The 18,893-nt window shown below is 61.0% G+C and carries 17 protein-coding genes and 2 pseudogenes; all 19 read left to right on the forward strand.

Annotated elements, in window-relative coordinates:
* Positions 1 to 569 precede the first annotated feature (569 nt).
* Positions 570 to 1,055, forward strand: coding sequence for a hypothetical protein (locus ACV1FX_RS17465; protein WP_473118780.1), 486 nt, complete (start codon positions 570 to 572; stop codon positions 1,053 to 1,055).
* Positions 1,056 to 2,223: 1,168 nt separating this feature from the next.
* Complete coding sequence (locus ACV1FX_RS17470) at positions 2,224 to 3,549, forward strand: DUF3422 family protein (protein ID WP_027525689.1); 1,326 nt, start codon at positions 2,224 to 2,226, stop codon at positions 3,547 to 3,549.
* 1,134 nt (positions 3,550 to 4,683) lie between these two features.
* On the forward strand, positions 4,684 to 4,935 hold the full coding sequence (locus ACV1FX_RS17475; RefSeq protein ID WP_473118781.1) for a hypothetical protein: 252 nt from the start codon (positions 4,684 to 4,686) through the stop codon (positions 4,933 to 4,935).
* 146 nt (positions 4,936 to 5,081) lie between these two features.
* A complete protein-coding gene (locus ACV1FX_RS17480) occupies positions 5,082 to 6,173 on the forward strand; it encodes a hydrogenase small subunit (RefSeq protein WP_473118782.1) in 1,092 nt (363 codons plus the stop codon).
* A 22-nt stretch (positions 6,174 to 6,195) separates the two neighbouring features.
* Positions 6,196 to 7,986 carry a nickel-dependent hydrogenase large subunit gene (locus tag ACV1FX_RS17485; RefSeq protein WP_473118783.1) on the forward strand — a complete coding sequence of 597 codons (1,791 nt, stop codon included), beginning with the start codon at positions 6,196 to 6,198 and terminating at the stop codon, positions 7,984 to 7,986.
* Positions 7,987 to 8,001: 15 nt separating this feature from the next.
* Positions 8,002 to 8,739 (forward strand): annotated as a pseudogene (gene cybH / locus ACV1FX_RS17490) (Ni/Fe-hydrogenase, b-type cytochrome subunit); the annotation flags it as partial.
* A 15-nt stretch (positions 8,740 to 8,754) separates the two neighbouring features.
* Complete coding sequence (locus ACV1FX_RS17495) at positions 8,755 to 9,336, forward strand: HyaD/HybD family hydrogenase maturation endopeptidase (RefSeq protein ID WP_473118840.1); 582 nt, start codon at positions 8,755 to 8,757, stop codon at positions 9,334 to 9,336.
* Between the two features lie 30 nt (positions 9,337 to 9,366).
* Positions 9,367 to 9,654: pseudogene (locus ACV1FX_RS17500) on the forward strand (HypC/HybG/HupF family hydrogenase formation chaperone); the annotation flags it as partial.
* A gap of 300 nt (positions 9,655 to 9,954) precedes the next feature.
* Positions 9,955 to 10,302: a thioredoxin domain-containing protein gene (locus ACV1FX_RS17505; protein WP_473118784.1), complete on the forward strand. Its 348-nt coding sequence runs from the start codon at positions 9,955 to 9,957 to the stop codon at positions 10,300 to 10,302.
* Positions 10,299 to 11,150, forward strand: coding sequence for a hydrogenase expression/formation protein (locus tag ACV1FX_RS17510; RefSeq protein WP_473118785.1), 852 nt, complete (start codon positions 10,299 to 10,301; stop codon positions 11,148 to 11,150). The genes ACV1FX_RS17505 and ACV1FX_RS17510 overlap by 4 nt, the downstream gene beginning before the upstream one ends.
* 55 nt (positions 11,151 to 11,205) lie before the next feature.
* Positions 11,206 to 11,343 (forward strand): rubredoxin, encoded by a 138-nt coding sequence (locus ACV1FX_RS17515; protein WP_254103522.1) that lies wholly within the window; start codon positions 11,206 to 11,208, stop codon positions 11,341 to 11,343.
* A gap of 94 nt (positions 11,344 to 11,437) precedes the next feature.
* Positions 11,438 to 11,791 (forward strand): [NiFe]-hydrogenase assembly chaperone HybE, encoded by a 354-nt coding sequence (gene hybE / locus ACV1FX_RS17520; protein WP_473118786.1) that lies wholly within the window; start codon positions 11,438 to 11,440, stop codon positions 11,789 to 11,791.
* 13 nt (positions 11,792 to 11,804) lie between these two features.
* Positions 11,805 to 12,884: a hypothetical protein gene (locus tag ACV1FX_RS17525; RefSeq protein WP_473118787.1), complete on the forward strand. Its 1,080-nt coding sequence runs from the start codon at positions 11,805 to 11,807 to the stop codon at positions 12,882 to 12,884.
* Positions 12,877 to 13,218, forward strand: coding sequence for a hydrogenase maturation nickel metallochaperone HypA (hypA, locus tag ACV1FX_RS17530; protein WP_473118788.1), 342 nt, complete (start codon positions 12,877 to 12,879; stop codon positions 13,216 to 13,218). Before ACV1FX_RS17525 ends, hypA begins: the two co-directional genes overlap by 8 nt.
* Positions 13,218 to 14,126, forward strand: a complete 909-nt coding sequence (gene hypB / locus ACV1FX_RS17535) for a hydrogenase nickel incorporation protein HypB (protein WP_473118841.1) — start codon at positions 13,218 to 13,220, stop codon at positions 14,124 to 14,126. Before hypA ends, hypB begins: the two co-directional genes overlap by 1 nt.
* Positions 14,123 to 16,384: a carbamoyltransferase HypF gene (gene hypF / locus ACV1FX_RS17540; RefSeq protein ID WP_473118789.1), complete on the forward strand. Its 2,262-nt coding sequence runs from the start codon at positions 14,123 to 14,125 to the stop codon at positions 16,382 to 16,384. Before hypB ends, hypF begins: the two co-directional genes overlap by 4 nt.
* Positions 16,384 to 16,620 (forward strand): HypC/HybG/HupF family hydrogenase formation chaperone, encoded by a 237-nt coding sequence (locus ACV1FX_RS17545; protein WP_473118790.1) that lies wholly within the window; start codon positions 16,384 to 16,386, stop codon positions 16,618 to 16,620. The genes hypF and ACV1FX_RS17545 overlap by 1 nt, the downstream gene beginning before the upstream one ends.
* A complete protein-coding gene (gene hypD, locus ACV1FX_RS17550) occupies positions 16,617 to 17,759 on the forward strand; it encodes a hydrogenase formation protein HypD (RefSeq protein ID WP_473118791.1) in 1,143 nt (380 codons plus the stop codon). Before ACV1FX_RS17545 ends, hypD begins: the two co-directional genes overlap by 4 nt.
* The gene (hypE, locus tag ACV1FX_RS17555; protein WP_473118792.1) at positions 17,756 to 18,796 is read left to right on the forward strand and encodes a hydrogenase expression/formation protein HypE; all 1,041 of its coding nucleotides are present in this window, start codon (positions 17,756 to 17,758) and stop codon (positions 18,794 to 18,796) included. The genes hypD and hypE overlap by 4 nt, the downstream gene beginning before the upstream one ends.
* The last annotated feature ends 97 nt before the right edge of the window (positions 18,797 to 18,893 follow it).

Raw genomic sequence — 18,893 nt, forward strand, 5'->3', positions numbered from 1 at the left:
TCATCAAACGCTGTACGCGATGTAGGAGTCTTCCTTGTAGTCGAGCATGTGGGCCTCACGATGTGTGACTTTCGCTGAGAAGCAGGATGAGGTGTCGTGATCAAAGCCGCTGTACGCCTCTGGGCCGTCCGGCATAAGCACGAACTGAGATCCCTCTCCCTGGTGGTGTAGGTTGGGTAAGTCGCCGCTGACGCAACTATGGCTCATGCAATCATATCCGCTAACTCGGTCCTCCCGCACCAAGACGCTGATGTGATGGGCGTCAGTCTCGTATTCGTACACCTGATGACAAGACGCCGGAGACTATGAGCTAATGCGACCGCCGCAGCGGTCGCCCGAATGCGCGGTTTCACATTGTCTCCTTGCTGATTGGCCGTCGAAACCAGAGCGAGGGCGGCTCATGTCTAGCCCCGAAACGCGCCAAGCCCACCTGTCGATTTCGTGACTAAGAAAGCAAGCGGTGTGCCGAACCACGATCGGGGTGAGATCGCGTCCGAAGAGGGCTTGAATCGGACGTTGCGTCAAGTTGTACGTAGCGAGCAAAACCGGTTCCAGAAGACATAGCCAAAATGAGACAATCCTTCTTTGTTGCTACAGTATGTACCGTATTCGGCTTGATTGGGATGAGTGGAGGTGCGCGCGCGGACACAATCGGGCACTACGACTGCACCATAGTCGCGACAGCTCGAGAGCCGGTCGGCGATCGGAATGAGCACGACATCGTCAGCTTCCAATATACGTGTCGTGGCGTGGATGGGTTATTCAAGGACGCCATAGTCACAGCAATATCTGTCGTTGAGTGTGATAACGAGAAGGGAACCTATTTGGCTTCTTTCGGTCTTCACCGCTCGCCCGCTGGCTTCGCGGCTGAGCAGCTGTTGGAGGGCATCGGCTACATTGTCATAGAGGGCGACAAAGCTGTTGGCGTCGAATCGTACGGTAAGACGTCGTTTAAGTTTGCATCCGGTACCTTGGCGGACCTCCCAGAAAAGACCCTGACATTCACGGCCACGCCCACCGGATTGGGTCGATTCAGGCTGGAGTTTACGGACTGAATTGCTCGTCAACTGAAGCCCTCGTTGTCCACTTGCAAGCAGTGAGACGTCGCTGACTTGTCTCTGATTGCTGGCAGGCTGCAGGGGTTATGCGTGTCTGCTGGCGACGCGGGCGTCCTCGCTGACGGTCGTTCCGCGGAGTCGCTCACTTGCAGCGGCTCAGCAAGTTGTCGATCCGCACGCCGTTCTGCGCGCGTCATATGGAAATGAAGGAGGGCCGGCTCAGATGCACGGCGCTCGTATTGCGCGGCCCCCTTTAGACATGAACCTGGCCAAGACCTTGGTCAGCTCTTCGACAGATCGCTGGGATATAACAGCTTCAAAGCGTTCAGCCAGTACGTCGATTGCACTGGAAACACCCCAGCCATGGCTGCCCAGTCGTAGCCCCCCCCCTTGACTCGGCAAGTCAGGCCAAATTCGAGCAAGAGGACACGAATTGGCATGCCGCGGCTAGAGGCGCAGGTCGGTCGCTGTGGAGCGATACTCGCTCCCGCGCAAACGAGCTGATATCGAAGCAAGGCAAAGAAGTCGAAATTCTCCGATAACCAGCTGCCAAACCTAGCTGGATCGCATTGACAGCGCATAATGCGCGATTGCTCATCTGGCTTAACCAGCCGTGCCAGCGCTTGGGACAAGAGCGCCGTTCGGAGGCACGGTGCTGGCGCGTCCGGTGACTTGGGGAACCGCGGAGATCCGTTTGTTCGTTACCGCGCGCGCGGCTGTCCCACCATGAACGTGCATGACGACAATAATCCACCATCGTCGCTGGACGTGGCGGTGGACCGGAAGCGTTACACGCGTGTTCGCCTGTATCCCACTGGCCCAAATCCTGCACTGCACAAATGCGAGACGCCTGAGCTTACAGAATGGAGGCGCATGTGAAACTTGATCAACCAAAACGACGATGTAGAGGTGGTTCCACTGCTGGCGAACAATGGCCGCATTTCGCCGAAAAGGCTGTCCGGCGCGAGGCTGAGGTCATCAACGACTTTAGCAGAAGCCTCGACGAACTCATTCCAGATCAATTTGCAGGCGCCGATCTAGCTTGCACAAGGACTTTCCTAGGAGCCGAAGGCCACCAACCTGATCTTGATCGCTTGCCCGGGGATGCACCCGCTCGCTGGCGCCGATCATGCCACTTGCGGTGATGCGGGCTTGGGAGATCTCGATGGTCGATCAATTGGATCTAGCATCATTCAAGCTGCACCCTGAGCGTGACGCAGTGCTCGGCGAAGTGCATGCGCGCCCGTTTACCGGTCTCGTTTCATCGCTTGGCATGGTCCGCTTCGTATTTCTCGCAAAGGGCGACGATGCCGCACGCGATCGCCGCCGGTTTATCGAGTTCTGCCGGGCGCACAAGGTGCCACCGCCGGAGGCGTCCGCGAAACATCATCAGATCGGGTTCGGACCGGTAGTGCTGCGCTGGGAGCAGCATTCGGAATTTGCTACTTTCACGTGGATCTGGAGCACTGCGAACAGTCCAGCAACTCGGCAATTCGGCGATGTCCGTGACAGCGTTCGATCACTAATCCGCGCACTATCGCAGACCGGAGAATTGCTCGCCGCGATCAAGCTAGAAGTAGAGCGGGGTGCTTCTCCAACGGAACGCGCCGAGCAGATTTTTGACAAAAGTAGTCTGGCGATGGTCCACGTCAAGGGAGGCGCAGGCGCCGTGGCCTCCGACTTCCGCGCAGACGAAAGAGGTTTTACGAGAATTCTAGTCTACGATCTCGGACTGACGCCGCACGATCTCGGCGCACTGGTACAACGTCTCCTGGAAATCGAGACCTACCGCTCGTTAGCGCTGCTTGGTCTGTCGACCGCGCTGGAGCTTGCGCCGTCGGTCGATCGGATTGATCGTCGTCTCGTCGAAGTGCTCGAGGAGATGCAGGGCGCCGAAGGGCTGAAGGTCAACAACCATCTGCTTGAGGAACTGACCGCATTGGCCGTCTCCTTCGAACGAGACGTCGCCGGCAGTCTGTTCCGTTTCGGTGCCAGCAGAGCATACAACGAGCTCGTGCAATCCCGACTGTCGATCATCGAAGGCGAAGATGTCGTGGGTTATCCGACCTGGTCGTCGTTCCTGGGCCGCCGTATGACGCCCGCGATACGAACCTGTGCGACGATGGAGGAGCGTCAGGCCAATCTATCAGAGAAGTTGGCTCGTGCCGCCGATCTGTTGCGAACACGCGTCGACGTGGAAATCGAACAACAGAATCGCGATCTTCTACACTCGATCAACGAGCGCACGAGACAGCAACTCCGGCTGCAGTCTACGGTGGAGGGGTTGTCAGTCGGGGCCATCGGATACTATGTGGTCAGCCTGTTTGCCTATCTCGCAAAGGGCGCGCAAGACGTCGGACTGCACGTCGAGCCCGCGTCTGTAACTGCGGCCTTCGTGCCGATCGCCGTCGGCGTGATCTGGCTGGTGAGCTACAACATTCGGAAACGGCACCTTAAGCCCGACGATGCACCGTCCAGGGTTCGCAAATAAGTTTGCCAAGGACGAGAATCTTGCTGTGCGCGCGAGGCTCGGCGATGTGCATGCTTCAATTTCGTGTGGGGGCCCTGCCGCTGTGCGCCTCTGCGTGATCTGCCGTCGTGTAGGCTGACTATTCGCGTGTCTTTGTGGATAGGCTGACGTTCTGTATTGTCATAGATGCAACGGATCGTCGAGGCAATAGGACGGCTCGGCGTGGTTCCTTACGAGCACGGGACGTTTAGGTCGCGCATCGTGCTTTGTCGGAGTGTCTACAGTGTGACAGTCGGTTGGTCGGAGTGATGTTCGGTTTGCTACAAATTGTCCGAGAATAACCGAGCGAAGCGCATCCGCCCGAACAGAAATGTGCTGCCAAAATGGCCGAAACAACCCGCTGAGACCGCTTTGATCTTGATGAAGGTCTGGCAATCGGGCGCGAACAGATACAAATTGACATCAGCTAAATTCACGCGGTTCGAGCATATGAGAAGCTTGCAACAAATGTAAGCTCGCCTCGGCACACCACTTGCTTTGTTCAAACCAGCATCACTAGGCCCCCCCTGGTGGTGTAGGGGCGGACTCGGCGCTTCTCCAGGTCCAGGCGTCGAGGCCGCCCTGCGGTGCTTTCTAGGGGTCGCCGTCGGGGACCGATATCAAAGGGTATGTTGCCGACCGCTGCGGTCGCGTTCGCCCGGACTTTTGAACCGTCTTGTCATCAAGCTGTACGCACCCGAAATCCGGCGCATGGCAGGATCAGCGTTGCCGAGAGTTGGGACCGTTCGAGCGGTACGGGCTTGTTAGCCTTTGCGATCTCTTGGGCGAGGTCCGCTTCGCGCGATGGACCCGATCGCAGAATCTGAATCTTCCAGCCGAGGAATTCCGTCAGAGGAATAACGGAGATTGGGCTCCACGAAGCCGGAAAGCGGCGTAGCTGCGACTTATGTTAACGCGCTAATGCGCCGAATCGCCGACGAACCAATGGAAGACGCATGTGCTGGATACGATCGACGTCGAATATTCCACTCGCATCCCCACGTAATATCGGCCTATGCGACAATCGTGCAGCGCTCCGCACGCCCGAGCGATGGGACCCGTTATCACCCATTATAACGACTGGATGAACATAGATCCAACCGGCTTGTAGAGCCCTTGATCTATCTGCGCACCGCTCTCACGATCGATGCCAGAGGCTGGGCAAATTCGGTTAAGATGCAGGTTCTGAATGGCCGATTGATCGGGAGCTCTGAATTCGCCTTCCCGCCGGAGCCATTCAATCGTGCCTCGCACCTCATTACGCCGAACGCCAATCGTACCGGCAAGGCCGCCTTTGCCCAAGATGGACTTAAAGATGGACACTGGAGAAATTCTGCGCTTCAGGCTGACAGAGAGGCGGAAGGTTAATCGTCCAGGCGGCGCAGTCGGTGAAGTCATCAACCAAGGCCGCTCGTAAGCGCCAGATCCGAAATGACGGCGCTCACGCACTGAGGGTTGGCCCGCTTCTTGCTGCCCGTGCGTCCATCGATGCCTCAAAGAAGACGAGAGGGTTCATGGAGGTAGCGACGGAAACATTCTATAGCGTAATCAGGCGACAGGGCATCACGCGCCGAAGCTTTCATAAATTCTGCAGCCTGACGGCGGCGAGCCTCGGGCTTGCGCCGCTGGCGGCGAGCCGCATTGCCACCGCGCTCGAAACAGAGCCGCGAATGCCGGTGATTTGGATGCATGGGCTCGAATGCACCTGCTGCTCTGAAAGCTTCATCCGTTCGGCTCATCCCTTGGTGAAGGATGCCGTGCTGTCGATGATCTCGCTCGACTATGACGACACCATTATGGCGGCAGCCGGACATCAGGCCGAAGCGATCCTCCAAGAGACCCGCGCCAAGTACAGGGGCCGGTATGTGCTCGCGGTCGAAGGCAATCCGCCCCTGAACGAGGGCGGTATGTTCTGCATCGACGGCGGCAAGCCATTCGTCGAGAAACTGAAGATGATGGCCGAGGATGCGATGGCGGTCATCGCCTGGGGGACTTGCGCCTCCTGGGGCTGCGTTCAGGCGGCCAGGCCCAATCCGACGCGGGCAACGCCCATCGACAAGGTCATAACCAACAAGCCGATCATCAAGGTGCCGGGATGTCCACCGATCGCCGAGGTCATGACCGGCATAGTCACCTTCATTATCACCTTCGGCAAGTTGCCCGAGCTCGATCGCCAGGGGCGGCCCAAGATGTTCTATTCGCAGCGCATCCACGACAAATGCTACCGGAGGCCGCATTTCGATGCAGGCCAATTCGTCGAGGAATGGGACGATGAGGCAGCGCGCAAAGGATATTGCCTGTATAAGATCGGCTGCAAGGGACCAGCTGCCTACAACGCCTGTTCCACGGTGCGCTGGAACGGTGGCATCTCCTTCCCGATCCAGTCCGGCCACGGCTGCATCGGCTGCTCGGAAGACGGGTTCTGGGACAAGGGCTCGTTCTACGACCGTCTCACCAACATCAAGCAGTTCGGTATCGAGAAGAATGCCGACCAGATCGGCATGGCGGTAGCGGGCGCCGTTGGAGCTGCGGTCGGCGCGCATGCCGCGGTGACGGCCGTAAAATGGCTCGCCAGCAAGCGCGAAGACGCAAATCAAGATCACTAGTCGATTTCAGGGACCGCAAGCGATGGGCATCCGGACACCCAACGGGTTCAATCTCGAGGATTCCGGCAGGCGCATCGTTGTTGATCCGCTGACCCGCATCGAAGGTCACATGCGGGTCGAGGTCAATGTCGACTCCGACAACGTGATCCGCAATGCGGTCTCCACGGGCACGATGTGGCGCGGCATAGAGACCATCTTGAAGGGCCGCGATCCGCGCGACGCCTGGGCCTTCACCGAGCGGATCTGCGGCGTCTGTACCGGAACGCATGCGCTCACTTCAGTGCGCGGTGTCGAGAACGCGCTCGGTATCACCATTCCGGAGAACGCCAACTCGATCCGCAACATGATGCAGCTGTGCCTTCTGGTGCATGACCATCTCGTGCACTTCTATCACCTGCATGCGCTCGACTGGGTCGACGTGATCTCGGCACTCAATGCCGATCCGAAAGCGACATCGGCGCTGGCGCAGTCGGTCTCGTCCTGGCCGTTGTCCTCGCCCGGCTATTTCAAGGATCTCCAGATCAGGCTGACGAAGTTCGTCGCATCCGGCCAGCTCGGACCGTTCAAGAACGGCTATTGGGGCCATGCCGCCTACAAATTGCCCTCCGAAGCGAACCTGATGGTGGTCGCGCATTACTTGGAAGCGCTCGATTTCCAGAAGGATATCGTCAAGATCCACGCCATCTATGGCGGCAAGAACCCGCATCCGAACTGGCTGGTCGGCGGCGTGCCCTGCGCAATCAACGTCGACGGCACCGGCGCGGTCGGCGCCGTCAATATGGAGCGGCTCAACCTCGTCTCCTCCATCATCAACCGCTGCATCGAGTTCACCGAAAAGGTCTATCTGCCCGATATCGTCACGATTGGCTCGTTCTACAAGGACTGGCTCTATGGCGGCGGCCTCTCGGGCAAGAGCGTGATGGCCTATGGCGACATCCCGGAGACGGCTAACGACTATTCGGCCGGCAATCTGAAGCTGCCGCGCGGCGTGATCATTGACGGCAATCTCAATGAAGTGCTGCCAATCGATCATGCGGACCCCGAGCAGATCCAGGAGTTCGTCATCCACTCCTGGTACAAATATGCCGATGAGTCCAAGGGCTTGCATCCCTGGGAAGGCGTCACCGAGCCGAACTATGTGCTCGGTCCCAATGCCAAGGGCACCAAGACCGACATCAAGGAGCTCGACGAGGGTGGCAAGTATTCCTGGATCAAGGCGCCGCGCTGGCGCGGCAATGCGGTGGAGGTTGGGCCGCTCGCCCGTTACATCATCGGCTATGCGCAGAACAAGCCCGAGTTCAAGGAGCCGACGGAAAAGCTGCTCAAGACGCTCGGCCTGCCCCTCATCGCGCTGTTCTCCACGCTCGGCCGTACCGCGGCGCGGGCGCTGGAATGCCAATGGGCGGCGCACCAGATGCGCTACTTCCAAGACAAGCTGGTCGCGCGCATCAAGGCCGGTGACTCCTCGACCGCGAGTATCGACAAATGGAAGCCGGATAGCTGGCCGCAGGAAGCCAAAGGCTACGGCTTCACCGAGGCCCCGCGCGGCGCGCTCGCGCACTGGATCAAGATCAAAGCAGCTAAAATCGACAACTACCAGTGCGTGGTGCCCACCACCTGGAACGGCTCGCCGCGGGATCCCAAGGGCAATATCGGCGCCTTTGAAGCCTCGTTGATGGATACGCCTATGGCGGATTTGCAACAGCCGCTGGAGATCCTACGTACCATCCACTCCTTCGATCCGTGCCTGGCCTGTTCGACGCATGTGATGTCGCCAGACGGCCAGGAAATGGCGACGGTTAAGGTCAGGTAAGGAGGAAGGAACGCCATGATGAGTGCAGTTGCGCCCCCGCCGGAAACTGAGCCGGACCTTGCTGCGGACGCGACCGATGCCGCCGGCGAGCACGCCATCGCGCGGCCCGTGTATATCTACGAAGCGCCGGTGCGAATCTGCCACTGGGTGAGTGCGTTTTCGATTTTCGTGTTGGTGGTTACCGGCTATCTGATCGGAACGCCGCTGCCGTCGTTCGCGGGCGAAGCGTCCGACAATTTCGTGATGGGCTATATCCGCTTTGCCCATTTTGCGGCAGGACAGGTGCTCGCGGTGTCCTTTCTCACCCGCATCCTATGGGCCTTCGCCGGCAACTACCATTCCCGGCAGATATTCTACATTCCGGTGCATCGTAGGCAGTTCTGGAAGGACGTCTTGCACGAGATCCGCTGCTATGCCTTCCTAGAGCGCAAGCCGAAGTTGTATCTCGGCCATAATCCGCTGGCGCAGACCGCGATGTTCACGTGCTTCACGTTGGGCGTGGCCTTCATGATTGTCACGGGATTGGCCCTCTATTCGGAAGGCACCGGGAACGACAGCTGGCAGCACAAGCTGTTCGGCTGGGTGTTTGCGATCTGGTCGAACAGCCAGGACGTGCGCACCTGGCACCATCTGGGCATGTGGATGCTGATCACATTCCTTATGCTGCACGTCTATGCCGTCATTCGCGAAGATATTATGTCGGGCCAGAGCATCATCTCCTCGATGATCTCCGGTGTACGTCGGCACCGAGACAAGGCGTCTAGGCCGGTGCCGACATGTTTACAGCCAACGCGCATCCTGGTGCTCGGTATCGGCAATATTCTTTGGGCAGACGAAGGGTTTGGAGTGCGAGCCGTGGAAGAATTCCATCGCCGCTACGCGGTACCCGATAACGTCACCATCCTGGACGGCGGTACACAGGGGCTCCAACTTGTGAACTATCTTCGGGAATCTGACTGCCTGATCGTATTCGACGCGGTCGATTATGGCCTAGAGCCTGGACAGTTGAAGGTCGTGCGTGACGAGGACGTGCCGCGGTTCACCGGCGTTAGGAAGATGAGCCTGCATCATACCGGTTTTCAGGAGGTTATCAGTGCAACTGATCTGCTCGGACATTGCCCAAAACACCTCGTGCTGGTCGGTTGTCAGCCACTCGACCTCGAGGACTGGGGCGGGTCCCTGACACGGGCGGTGCGCAATCAGATCGATCCTGCGGTAGAACTTGCCAGCTCAATCCTAGCTGAATGGGGCGTGGAGGTGACGCCACGCATTGCACCATTGCGGGAATCCGAGTGGTTGCTCGCCAACGGCATCGATCACCTGCATTACGAGATGAGAGCGTGGACCTGAACGGTCAGCGAACTGTCGGAGACATCGCAGATGTGTCTTGGTTTGCCTATGACGATTATCGAAACCGACGGCATCTCGGCGCTTTGCGAGTTTCGCGGCGTACGGCGGCGTGTCTCGGTACTCTTGCTCTCCAGTCCGCCTGTCCATGCCAAGGTGCTGGTCCATGTCGATACCGCGGTTCGGCGTCTAGAGGATCAGGAAGCGCGGCTGATTGCCGATGCGATTGAAGGCATCGGCGCAGCGCTCAATGGCGAGGCTTGCGAGCGCTTCTTCTCCGACCTGATCGACCGCGAGCCGATACTGCCCGAGCATCTCCGGCTCGACCTGGCCAATGGCCATCTTCGGCACTCCAACACGAACGATACGACCAGTGCCGGGTTCATGGAAACGGTTGCGAAGCTCGAAAACGAGCCTCTGGTCCAAGGAGATGACTGTGATCCGATCTTAACAGCGGACTTTTCATCTGAAAGCGCGGCGTCGCACGCGTGGGAAAATATCTGACATGGTCAGAACCGGAAGGCTTACGCCACAGGAACGCCTGATCTGTCGCGACGCGACCGGTCCGAGGTCGGTTTTAGTTGCCTTGATCGCTCTCCAGCCGAGTCCGATGAGGCAGGCGTGGTGACCGTGTTGTTGTCGGCGGCCGATCCCGAAGGACTTGCGGAGGCGACCGAGGCTGCCGTCGTTCCGCCCGAGCTGGTCAATGAGTTTGTTGGGCGGCTGTGTGGCGCGGTGATCGCACGCAAGGCCGAGGGTGACCTCGCTCAGGGCTCTTTAATGCGAGGACAGCCGATGGTGATGTTGCTCGCCAAGGCGGAAACACTCGGGCTGATCGCAAGAACGATTAAGGCTTGGTCGATCTATGTCGACCGTATCTCCAAGCTGATCGGCCGACTGCACCGAGAGGCGGCCGCAGTCGTAGGAGCCGCTGTCTCGTACCATAGATCACAGGGTGTCGGACGATGAAGGCGGGCTTCTGGTCGAAGGCTGAAGACGCGGAGCAGCCAATCTACCCCGAGAAGAGCTTTGACGCGACTGGCGGCATCCTGACCGCAGCGGGCGCCTTGGCGAGGCTTGCGTCGCTCGACAGTGCGGAGCTGGCCAGGAATTGCCCGAGGGCGGTCGAGCTATTGTCAAAGCTCGCCATCACTATCGCCAGCCAAGAGGTCGCCGCCGCGACGCGACTGTTCAGCCTCGGCAATCTCGACAATCTCGAACGCAAGCTGATTGCCGATGTGCTCGGCGAAGGCGAAGTGGCCGGTCTCATCGCGCTGCCGGATGGATCGCTCGCGCAAATCAAGGAATCGGTGCTGGCCGGGATCTGGCGCGTGCGGTTCGAGACGGATGAGGCATCCGAGTATCTCGAGGTCGGGGCTATCCCGGAAATCGTGAAGCGCGCGGCCGCCGATTTCACGACGGTAGATTTCGAGATCGGTCAGGTGCCGGAGGGCTCCATGAACGTGCTGCCGGTGCTTGCCGAAATCCGAGAGCGTGCGCTGGCCTGGCGCCCGGGCATCCTCTCGCAGATCATCAATTTTACGCTGCTGCCGATGAGTCCGGTCGACATGAGCTTCCTCCATGAGACGATCCGGAACGGGCCGATCCAACTCGTCTCGCGCGGCTACGGCACATGTCGCATGTTTGCGACCGGAATCCGCAATGTCTGGTCGGTGCAGTTCTTCAGTGCGATGGACACCATCATCCTCGACACGCTCGAGATCGGCGGCGTGCCCAAGGTTGCGCTCGCGGCCGACGAGGATTTCGAGGATTCCGCCGAGCGGTTGCGCGAAATCATCGAGGCCTATTTCAAATGACGGGTTTCGAGCATCTTGACGTGCGCCAGCATCTTACCGACGGCACGCGACTGGTATGTTGCATTCGGTCTATGATCCCGCTGACGGCGAGGGGCAGGTCGCGCCTCGCACGCGGATCGCGGCGTTGCCGCAGGACCGGCACTGTCCGGATTGCGACGCCTCGAGATCAAACTTCCTGGCGATGGAATGGTGATGGGCAAGGCGCATACCCAGCTCAGCGTGGCCAATGCCGTGGCGTGGGGCGAACGGTCGGCCGTCGCTTATCGCAAGATCGGCGATTGTGCGGCGTGCGATCTGCCGATGCGGCGGTCGGTTTCGGCCTTTTTAACGGCACCATCGTCACCATCATGGTGACGCCCTGGTTCCCGACCGTGGTGAGTCAGGCGGCCGACCTCGTGCAGAAGGCGTTCGAGCCCCGGCCGCCGTTGAACCTTCCCGCGGGAAATATCGAGTTCGCGCTCAGCGAAGTCGAGGCGCTTGGCCGTATCGCAACTTACTCACTCTTCTCTGCGGTGTTCGAATTCGCAGACATGATTTCGGTGCAGGCGACGGCAGAGGCCGCGCTCCCAGCCTTGATGCTGCCGGCTAACGCGGAGGAGGTGGTCCACCGGTACGAGCCCGGCGTGACTTTCTCATTGTGACGGAGCGGCATGCATGAGCCCGGCCTTCCGCAACGAGATCGACATCACGGTCTGGCGCGCCGGCCGCACCATCGCGGACGTTGCAATCCTGCCGCGCAGCCGACCGCCTTTGGCGCGCCTGTTTGCGGGAAAGCCGGTCGCGTCGTTGCTGTCTGTCCTGCCGCGCCTATTTTCGCCGTGCTCGGCAGCCCATCAGGCGGCATTCCTGTCGGCGGTCGAGGCTGCGCACGGCAAGGTATCCTCTGCCGGGACATTGCAGCGCCGCGTCACGGCCGTGATCGCCGAGCGTCTGACCGAGCTGTTGCGGGGGCTGTTCGTAGGTTGGCGCACGCTGGACGGCCCGAGTGCCGCCGTGGCTCGTGCCGCGATGCTGGCCACGACCGCGCTCAGCGGCGGCGAGGGGGCGTCACGGGGCGCGGCCCTGTCGCAAATCAGGACGTCGCTCAACGCGCTAGGCATCACGGGCGAGGAGCTGGCTCCGGCGCCGGGCAGCGCACTGGCCACGCATCTTGCGAGCCTCAACGGCAACGCGCTGTCGCTTTCGGTGGTCGAGCAGTCATTCTTGTCAGCGGCCGACGATCTTGACGTCGTCATGCGGATGGTGGCAGCCGGCCCGGCCTTTTCCGATGCGCCCGATCTTCAGGGCCGCATTCCGGAGACCGGCGTCTGGGCGCGCCGGATTGGGCGTGAGTCGATTATTCCGCGGGACGCCGGCACTGCCGAGCGCCTGAAGGCGCGGATCACTGAGATAGCCCGGCTTTGCGCCTGGCTTGAAGGTAGGACGCAAGTGCTGGAAAACGGCATCATCGAGAGCTATCGCCTCGGCGCCGGCAAAGGTGCGGCCGCTGTCGAATGCGCCCGCGGCCGGCTTTACCACGTCATTGCGCTCGATGACGACGATTGCATCGTCCGTTTCGAGTTCCTGGCCCCGACAGAATGGAACTTCCATGCGCGCGGACCGCTGGTCCGCAGGCTGCGAGGCTCCCTGCCGGCCGACGGGCGGCAGGGACAGGACGCGGTGCAAAACCTCGTCAGCTCGTTCGATCCATGCGTCGGCTTCACACTCAGCTTCCGCGAGGTCGGTCATGCATGAAATGGCGCTATGCGAAGGGATCATCGGGATCGTCGAGGAAGAAGCGCGCAAGCACGCGTTCTCAAAGGTGAAGGTGGTATTCCTCGAGATCGGAGCGCTCAGTCATGCTGCGCCGGAGGCGATGACGTTCTGCTTCGAGGCGGTCGCCGCGCGGACCATCGCGCGAGGCGCGAGGCTCGAAATCGTCGAGACGCCAGCAATAGCCTGGTGCGTGGCCTGCTCGACGAGCGTCGAGATCAGGCATCGTTATGGACCGTGCCCGTCCTGCGGCAGTCATCAATTGCAGGTGACCGGCGGGGAAGAAATGCGCGTCAAGGAACTGGAGGTCGACTGATGTGTACGGTTTGCGGCTGCGGTGACAGAAAATGGGCCGTCGAGCATGCACATGATTATGATTATGATCATAATCATGGTGGACACCATCATCACCCTCATGGACCCGGCCACGATCGCCATCACCATCATCATCATGGTGGGACCCATATTGATGAGTATGGCGACGTCGGGCTGCTCGATTGCAGTGCGAGTCCGGCTGGCCGCCGGATTGCCGGCGTGAGCCGCGATCGTATCATCCAGGTCGAACGCGACATCCTCGGCAAGAACGAAAGGCTCGCCGGCGACAACCGCGCACGCTTCCGTGCTGACGGTGTGCTCGCGTTCAACCTGGTCTCGAGCCCCGGCGCAGGCAAGACCTCGCTGTTGGTTCGCGCCGTCGTTGAACTGAAAGACAGCTTTCCGGTCGGCGTGATCGAGGGCGACCAGCAGACGTCCAACGACGCCGAGCGGATCCGCGCGACCGGCGTGCCGGCCATCCAGGTCAACACCGGCAAGGGCTGCCATCTCGATGCCGCGATGGTGGGCGCGGCCTACGACCGGCTGCCTCGCCTGAACAGTGGCGTTCTTTTTATCGAGAATGTCGGCAATCTCGTCTGTCCTGCGGGATTCGATCTCGGCGAAGCATGCAAGATCGTGGTGTTCTCGACCGCCGAGGGCGAAGACAAGCCGCTCAAATATCCCGACATGTTCGCTGCCTCGTCCCTGATGCTGATCAACAAGATCGATCTTCTCCCCGTGCTCGGTTTCGATCTCGCCAGGACTATCGAATTCGCGCGGCGGGTTAACCCCCGGATCGAGGTGCTGACGGTGTCGGCGCGCACTGGTGAAGGATTGGCGGCATTCTATGCCTGGATCCGCAAGCAAGCGGAGAAGATGAGGCCGGTCGATATGGCCACCGCAGGATGATCATGCGCGGACAGACCACGGCTCAGAATGGACAGCGGCTACGCCTGCACGTGCGCGGCGCCGTGCAGGGCGTCGGCTTCCGACCCTATGTCTACGGCCTCGCCGCGCGTTATCGCCTCGGCGGCTTCGTCGCTAACGATCCGCACGGCGTTGTGATCGAAGTCGAGGGCGAGCGCATGTCCGATTTCGTCGCTGCACTGCCGCTTGAAAAGCCGCCGCTTGCGCGGATCGACGAGATTTCCATCCAGAGCATCGCTGCCGTCTTGAGCGACGAATTCTGCATTCGCGCCAGCGAACAGGGCAAGGTGTCGACGCGGATCGTCGCGGACGCCGCGACCTGTCCGCAGTGCCTGAGCGAGCTGTTCGATCCGAGCAGCCGCTTCCACCTCTATCCCTTCGTCAATTGCACCCATTGCGGTCCACGCTATACCATCGCCGAGCAGCTGCCCTATGATCGCTCCGCCACGGCGATGAAGCGCTTCGCCATGTGCGCGGCGTGCGCGAACGACTATGGCGATCCCACAAGCCGGCGATTCCATGCCGAGGCGATCGCCTGTCCGCAATGTGGCCCGAGGCTCAGCCATAGTGCCGGGGAGATCGCCGCTGCGATCGCTTCGGGCAAGATTGTCGCGATCAAGGGGCTCGGCGGCTATCAGCTCGTCTGCGACGCGCGCGACGATGATGTCGTGCAGCGCTTGCGCCGGCGGAAACAGCGAGACCAGAAGCCTTTTGCCGTGATGGTGGGCTCGGTCGACGCGGTTTCGGAGATCGCAAGGGCCAGCATGGCTGAACTTTCCCTGTTGGAATCCTCGCCGCGGCCGATCGTGTTGTTGATGTCACGCCAACGACTTGCATCCGCGATCGCACCGGAGCTGTCGCGCATCGGCGTCATGTTGCCGGTCGCTCCGCTACATCACCTGGTGTTCCATGAACTGAGTTCGAACCATCCGCGGTCGGACAAAAACTGGGTGATCGTCGCTACCAGCGCCAATCCCGGCGGCGAGCCGCTTTTGATCGACAATCGGGAGGCGGCGCAGCGCCTTGGCGCCATTGCGGATCTTATCGTCACCCATGATCGCGACATCGTGACGCGCGCCGACGATTCGGTCGCGTCGGTCGTGGCAGGACGGATGCGGTTCATTCGTCGGGCGAGGGGCTATGTTCCCGAGCCGGTCCGGCTTGCGCGGTCGCTGCCGCCCGTGCTCGCCGTCGGCGGAGCCTTGAAATCGACAGTCACGGTCACGCGTGGCAACGAGGCCTTCGTATCCCAGCACATCGGCGATCTCGATACCGCGGAAGGCATCCGCTTCTTCGAGGAAACTGTGCGGCACCTGATCGCGACACTGGATGTCGAGCCGGTCGTCATTGCGCATGACCTGCATCCCAACATGGCATCGACCCGCTTCGCCGAGGCGAGCAGCCAGCGGCTGATCGCTGTCCAGCATCATCATGCTCATGCTGCCTCGGTCATGGCGGAGCACGGTATCGAGGAATCTACGCTGGCGCTCGTGCTCGATGGCTTCGGCTATGGCAGCGATCGCGGCAATTGGGGCGGCGAAATTCTGCTCTGTGACGGAGCCCGCTTCCAGCGGATCGGACATCTGGCGCCGCTCAAGATGCCGGGCGGAGAGCGCGCTGCGCGCGAGCCATGGCGAATGGCGGCGAGCGTGCTGCATTCCCTGGGGCGCGGCGAGGCGATCCCGCGCCGGTTCGCGAGCCGGCCGCAGTCCGCGCGGCTCTGCGCGTTGCTCGACCAATCCGACGTGCCCGCGACGACCAGCGCCGGCCGGCTGTTCGATGCGGCGGCAGGATTGCTTGGTCTCTCCTCCGTCCAGAGCTATGAGGGCGAGGCCGCGCTGAAGCTGGAGGCGCGCGTGCGCGGCTCCCGTGTCGTAGAGGATGGGTGGGTCGTCGAAGACGGCGTGCTGTCAATGCATCCGCTGCTCGATCGCCTTAGCGCCGATGCGCTCGATCCGACCGAAGGAGCCGAACTCTTCCATGGCACCTTTGCCGCCGCTTGCGTTGACTGGATCGCGCGTGCGGCGCAGCAGACAGGCCTCACGCGCGTAACTTTAAGTGGCGGCTGCTTCCTCAATACCATCCTTGCTGAAGAGATCGAGCGCGGCTGCCTCGCCGTCGGTCTCAGGCCGCTGCTCCCGCGCCAGGTGCCACCCAACGACGGTGGCCTGAGCCTCGGGCAGGCCTGGATCGCGGCCCTGCTACTCCTCGAACACCAAGGCTCAGAAGGAATCGCCTGATGTGTCTCGCCATACCCGCTGAAGTCATGAAGCTTCTCACTGAGGATATGGCCGTGGTCTCCATTGATGGCGTCAGCAAGGAGATATCCGTAGCGCTGGTCGAGGATATCGCCATAGGCGACTACGTGATCATCCACGTCGGCTACGCTCTGGCCAAGATCGATCCGCAGGAGGCGAGGCGCACGCTCGAGCTCCTGCGCGAGCTCAGCATCGAAGGGCAGCGAGCCTCGCAGTGAAATACGCCGACGAATTTCGGGACAAGGCGATTGCGCTGGGGCTGGCGAAGACGATCCACGCCGCGGCCGATCCGGAAAGATCCTATCGCTTCATGGAATTCTGCGGCGGCCATACGCACGCGATCTCGCGCTATGGCCTTGAGGACATCCTGCCGAGCAACGTGCGGATGATCCATGGCCCCGGCTGCCCGGTCTGCGTGCTGCCGGTCGGGCGAATCGATATGGCGATCCGGCTCGCCGAGCGGCCCGATGTCATCCTGTGCGTCTATGGCGACCTGATGCGTGTGCCGGCTTCGCAAGGTGCTTCTCTGCTCAAAGCAAAGGCCGGCGGTGCCGATATCCGCATGGTCTATTCCACCATCGATACGATCCGGATCGCAGAGGAGAACCCCGCCCGCGAGGTCGTATTCTTCGCCATCGGCTTTGAGACCACGGCGCCGCCGACGGCCGTCATGGTCCGTCTGGCCGAAAAAAAGCAGCTTTCGAATTTCAGCGTGTTCTGCAACCACGTGCTGACGCCGCCGGCGATGCAGAACATTCTGGAGAGCCCCGACATCGGCAATATCGGCCATGTCGAGATCGACGGTTTCGTCGGGCCGGGCCATGTCTCGACCATCATCGGCACGGCGCCTTATGAGTTTTTCGCGGAGGAGTTCGGTAAGCCGGTCGTGATCGCCGGTTTCGAGCCACTCGACATGATGCAGGCTATCCTGATGCTGGTCCGGCAAGTCAACGAGCATCGCCACGAAGTGGAAAACCAGTATCGCCGCGCGGTGACCCGCGACGGCAATCCGCGGGCCAAGGAGGAGATTTCCGACATTTTCGAGCTGCGAGATCGGTTCGAATGGCGTGGGCTCGGTGAAGTTCCCTACAGCGGGCTGAAGCTGAAGCGCGCTCATCGCATACACGACGCCGAGCTGCGCTTCGACATGCGCGAGCTATGGGTTGCGGACAATCGGGCCTGTGAGTGCGGCGCCATCTTGCGCGGGGCAAAGAAGCCGGTGGATTGCAAGCTTTTCGGGACGGTGTGCACGCCAGAAATGCCGGTGGGGTCCTGCATGGTCTCCTCAGAAGGCGCCTGCGCCGCGCATTGGACCTATCGCCGCTTCCGGGATCAAGAGCAGAGGGGAGCTTCATGAAAGGCCATCAACGCAAGCTCGACATCAGGAACGGCTGCATCGACCTGTCTCACGGCTCCGGCGGCCGTGCGATGGCGCAACTGATTTCGGGGCTGTTCCACGAGGCCTTCGGCAATGAATGGCTGGCGCGCGGCAATGATCAGTCGGCCTTCGACGTCGGCGCCGGTCGCATGGTGATGACGAGCGATGGCTACGTCGTCTCGCCACTGTTCTTCCCGGGCGGGAATATCGGTTCGTTGGCCGTGCACGGCACGGTCAACGACATCGCAATGGCCGGGGCGAGGCCGCTTTACCTGTCGGCGAGCTTCATCATCGAGGAGGGGTTTCCCTTCTGCGACCTCAAGAGAATCGCCGATTCCATGGGCGAAGCAGCGCGATTGGCCGGCGTCCACATCATCACCGGCGACACCAAGGTGGTCGAACGCGGCAAGGCCGACGGCCTGTTCATCTCGACAGCCGGCGTCGGTGTGGTGCCCGACGGGCTCAATCTCTCCGCGGAGAACGCGTGCGTCGGAGACCGCGTTCTGATCTCGGGCACGCTCGGCGATCATGGCATCGCCATCATGTCCAAGCGGCAGAACCTCGCCTTCGAAACCGAGATCGCCTCCGATTCGGCAGCGCTCCACGATCTCGTCCTGAAGATGGTTCAGGCCGGAGGCTACGGCATTCGCCTGATGCGTGACCCCACGCGCGGCGGGCTTGCCGCGACCCTGAACGAGATCGCCCAGCAATCCGACGTCGGCTTCCGCTTGCAGGAAGAGGCAATCCCGGTGAAACCGGGCGTGGCGGCGGCCTGCGAGCTCCTCGGTCTCGATCCGCTTCATGTCGCCAATGAAGGCAAGCTGGTTGCGATCGTGTCGCCCGATGTCGTCAATGCCGTGCTCGCTGCCATGCGGGCGCATCCGCTCGGCTGCGATGCCGCCGACATCGGCGAGGCGATCGCCGACGTGCGTCATTTCGTGCAGATGATCACCAGTCTTGGCGGCGGCAGCATCGTCGACTGGCTATCGGGCGAGCAACTGCCGCGCATTTGCTGAGGATGAGGCATACAGGATAGGACTATGGAACGTTGACCGGCGGTATGGACACGGTGGCGTGCGGCACGAAAGCATCTTGGTGGCGACCCTTTACCAC

The organism is Bradyrhizobium ingae, assembly GCF_055791185.1.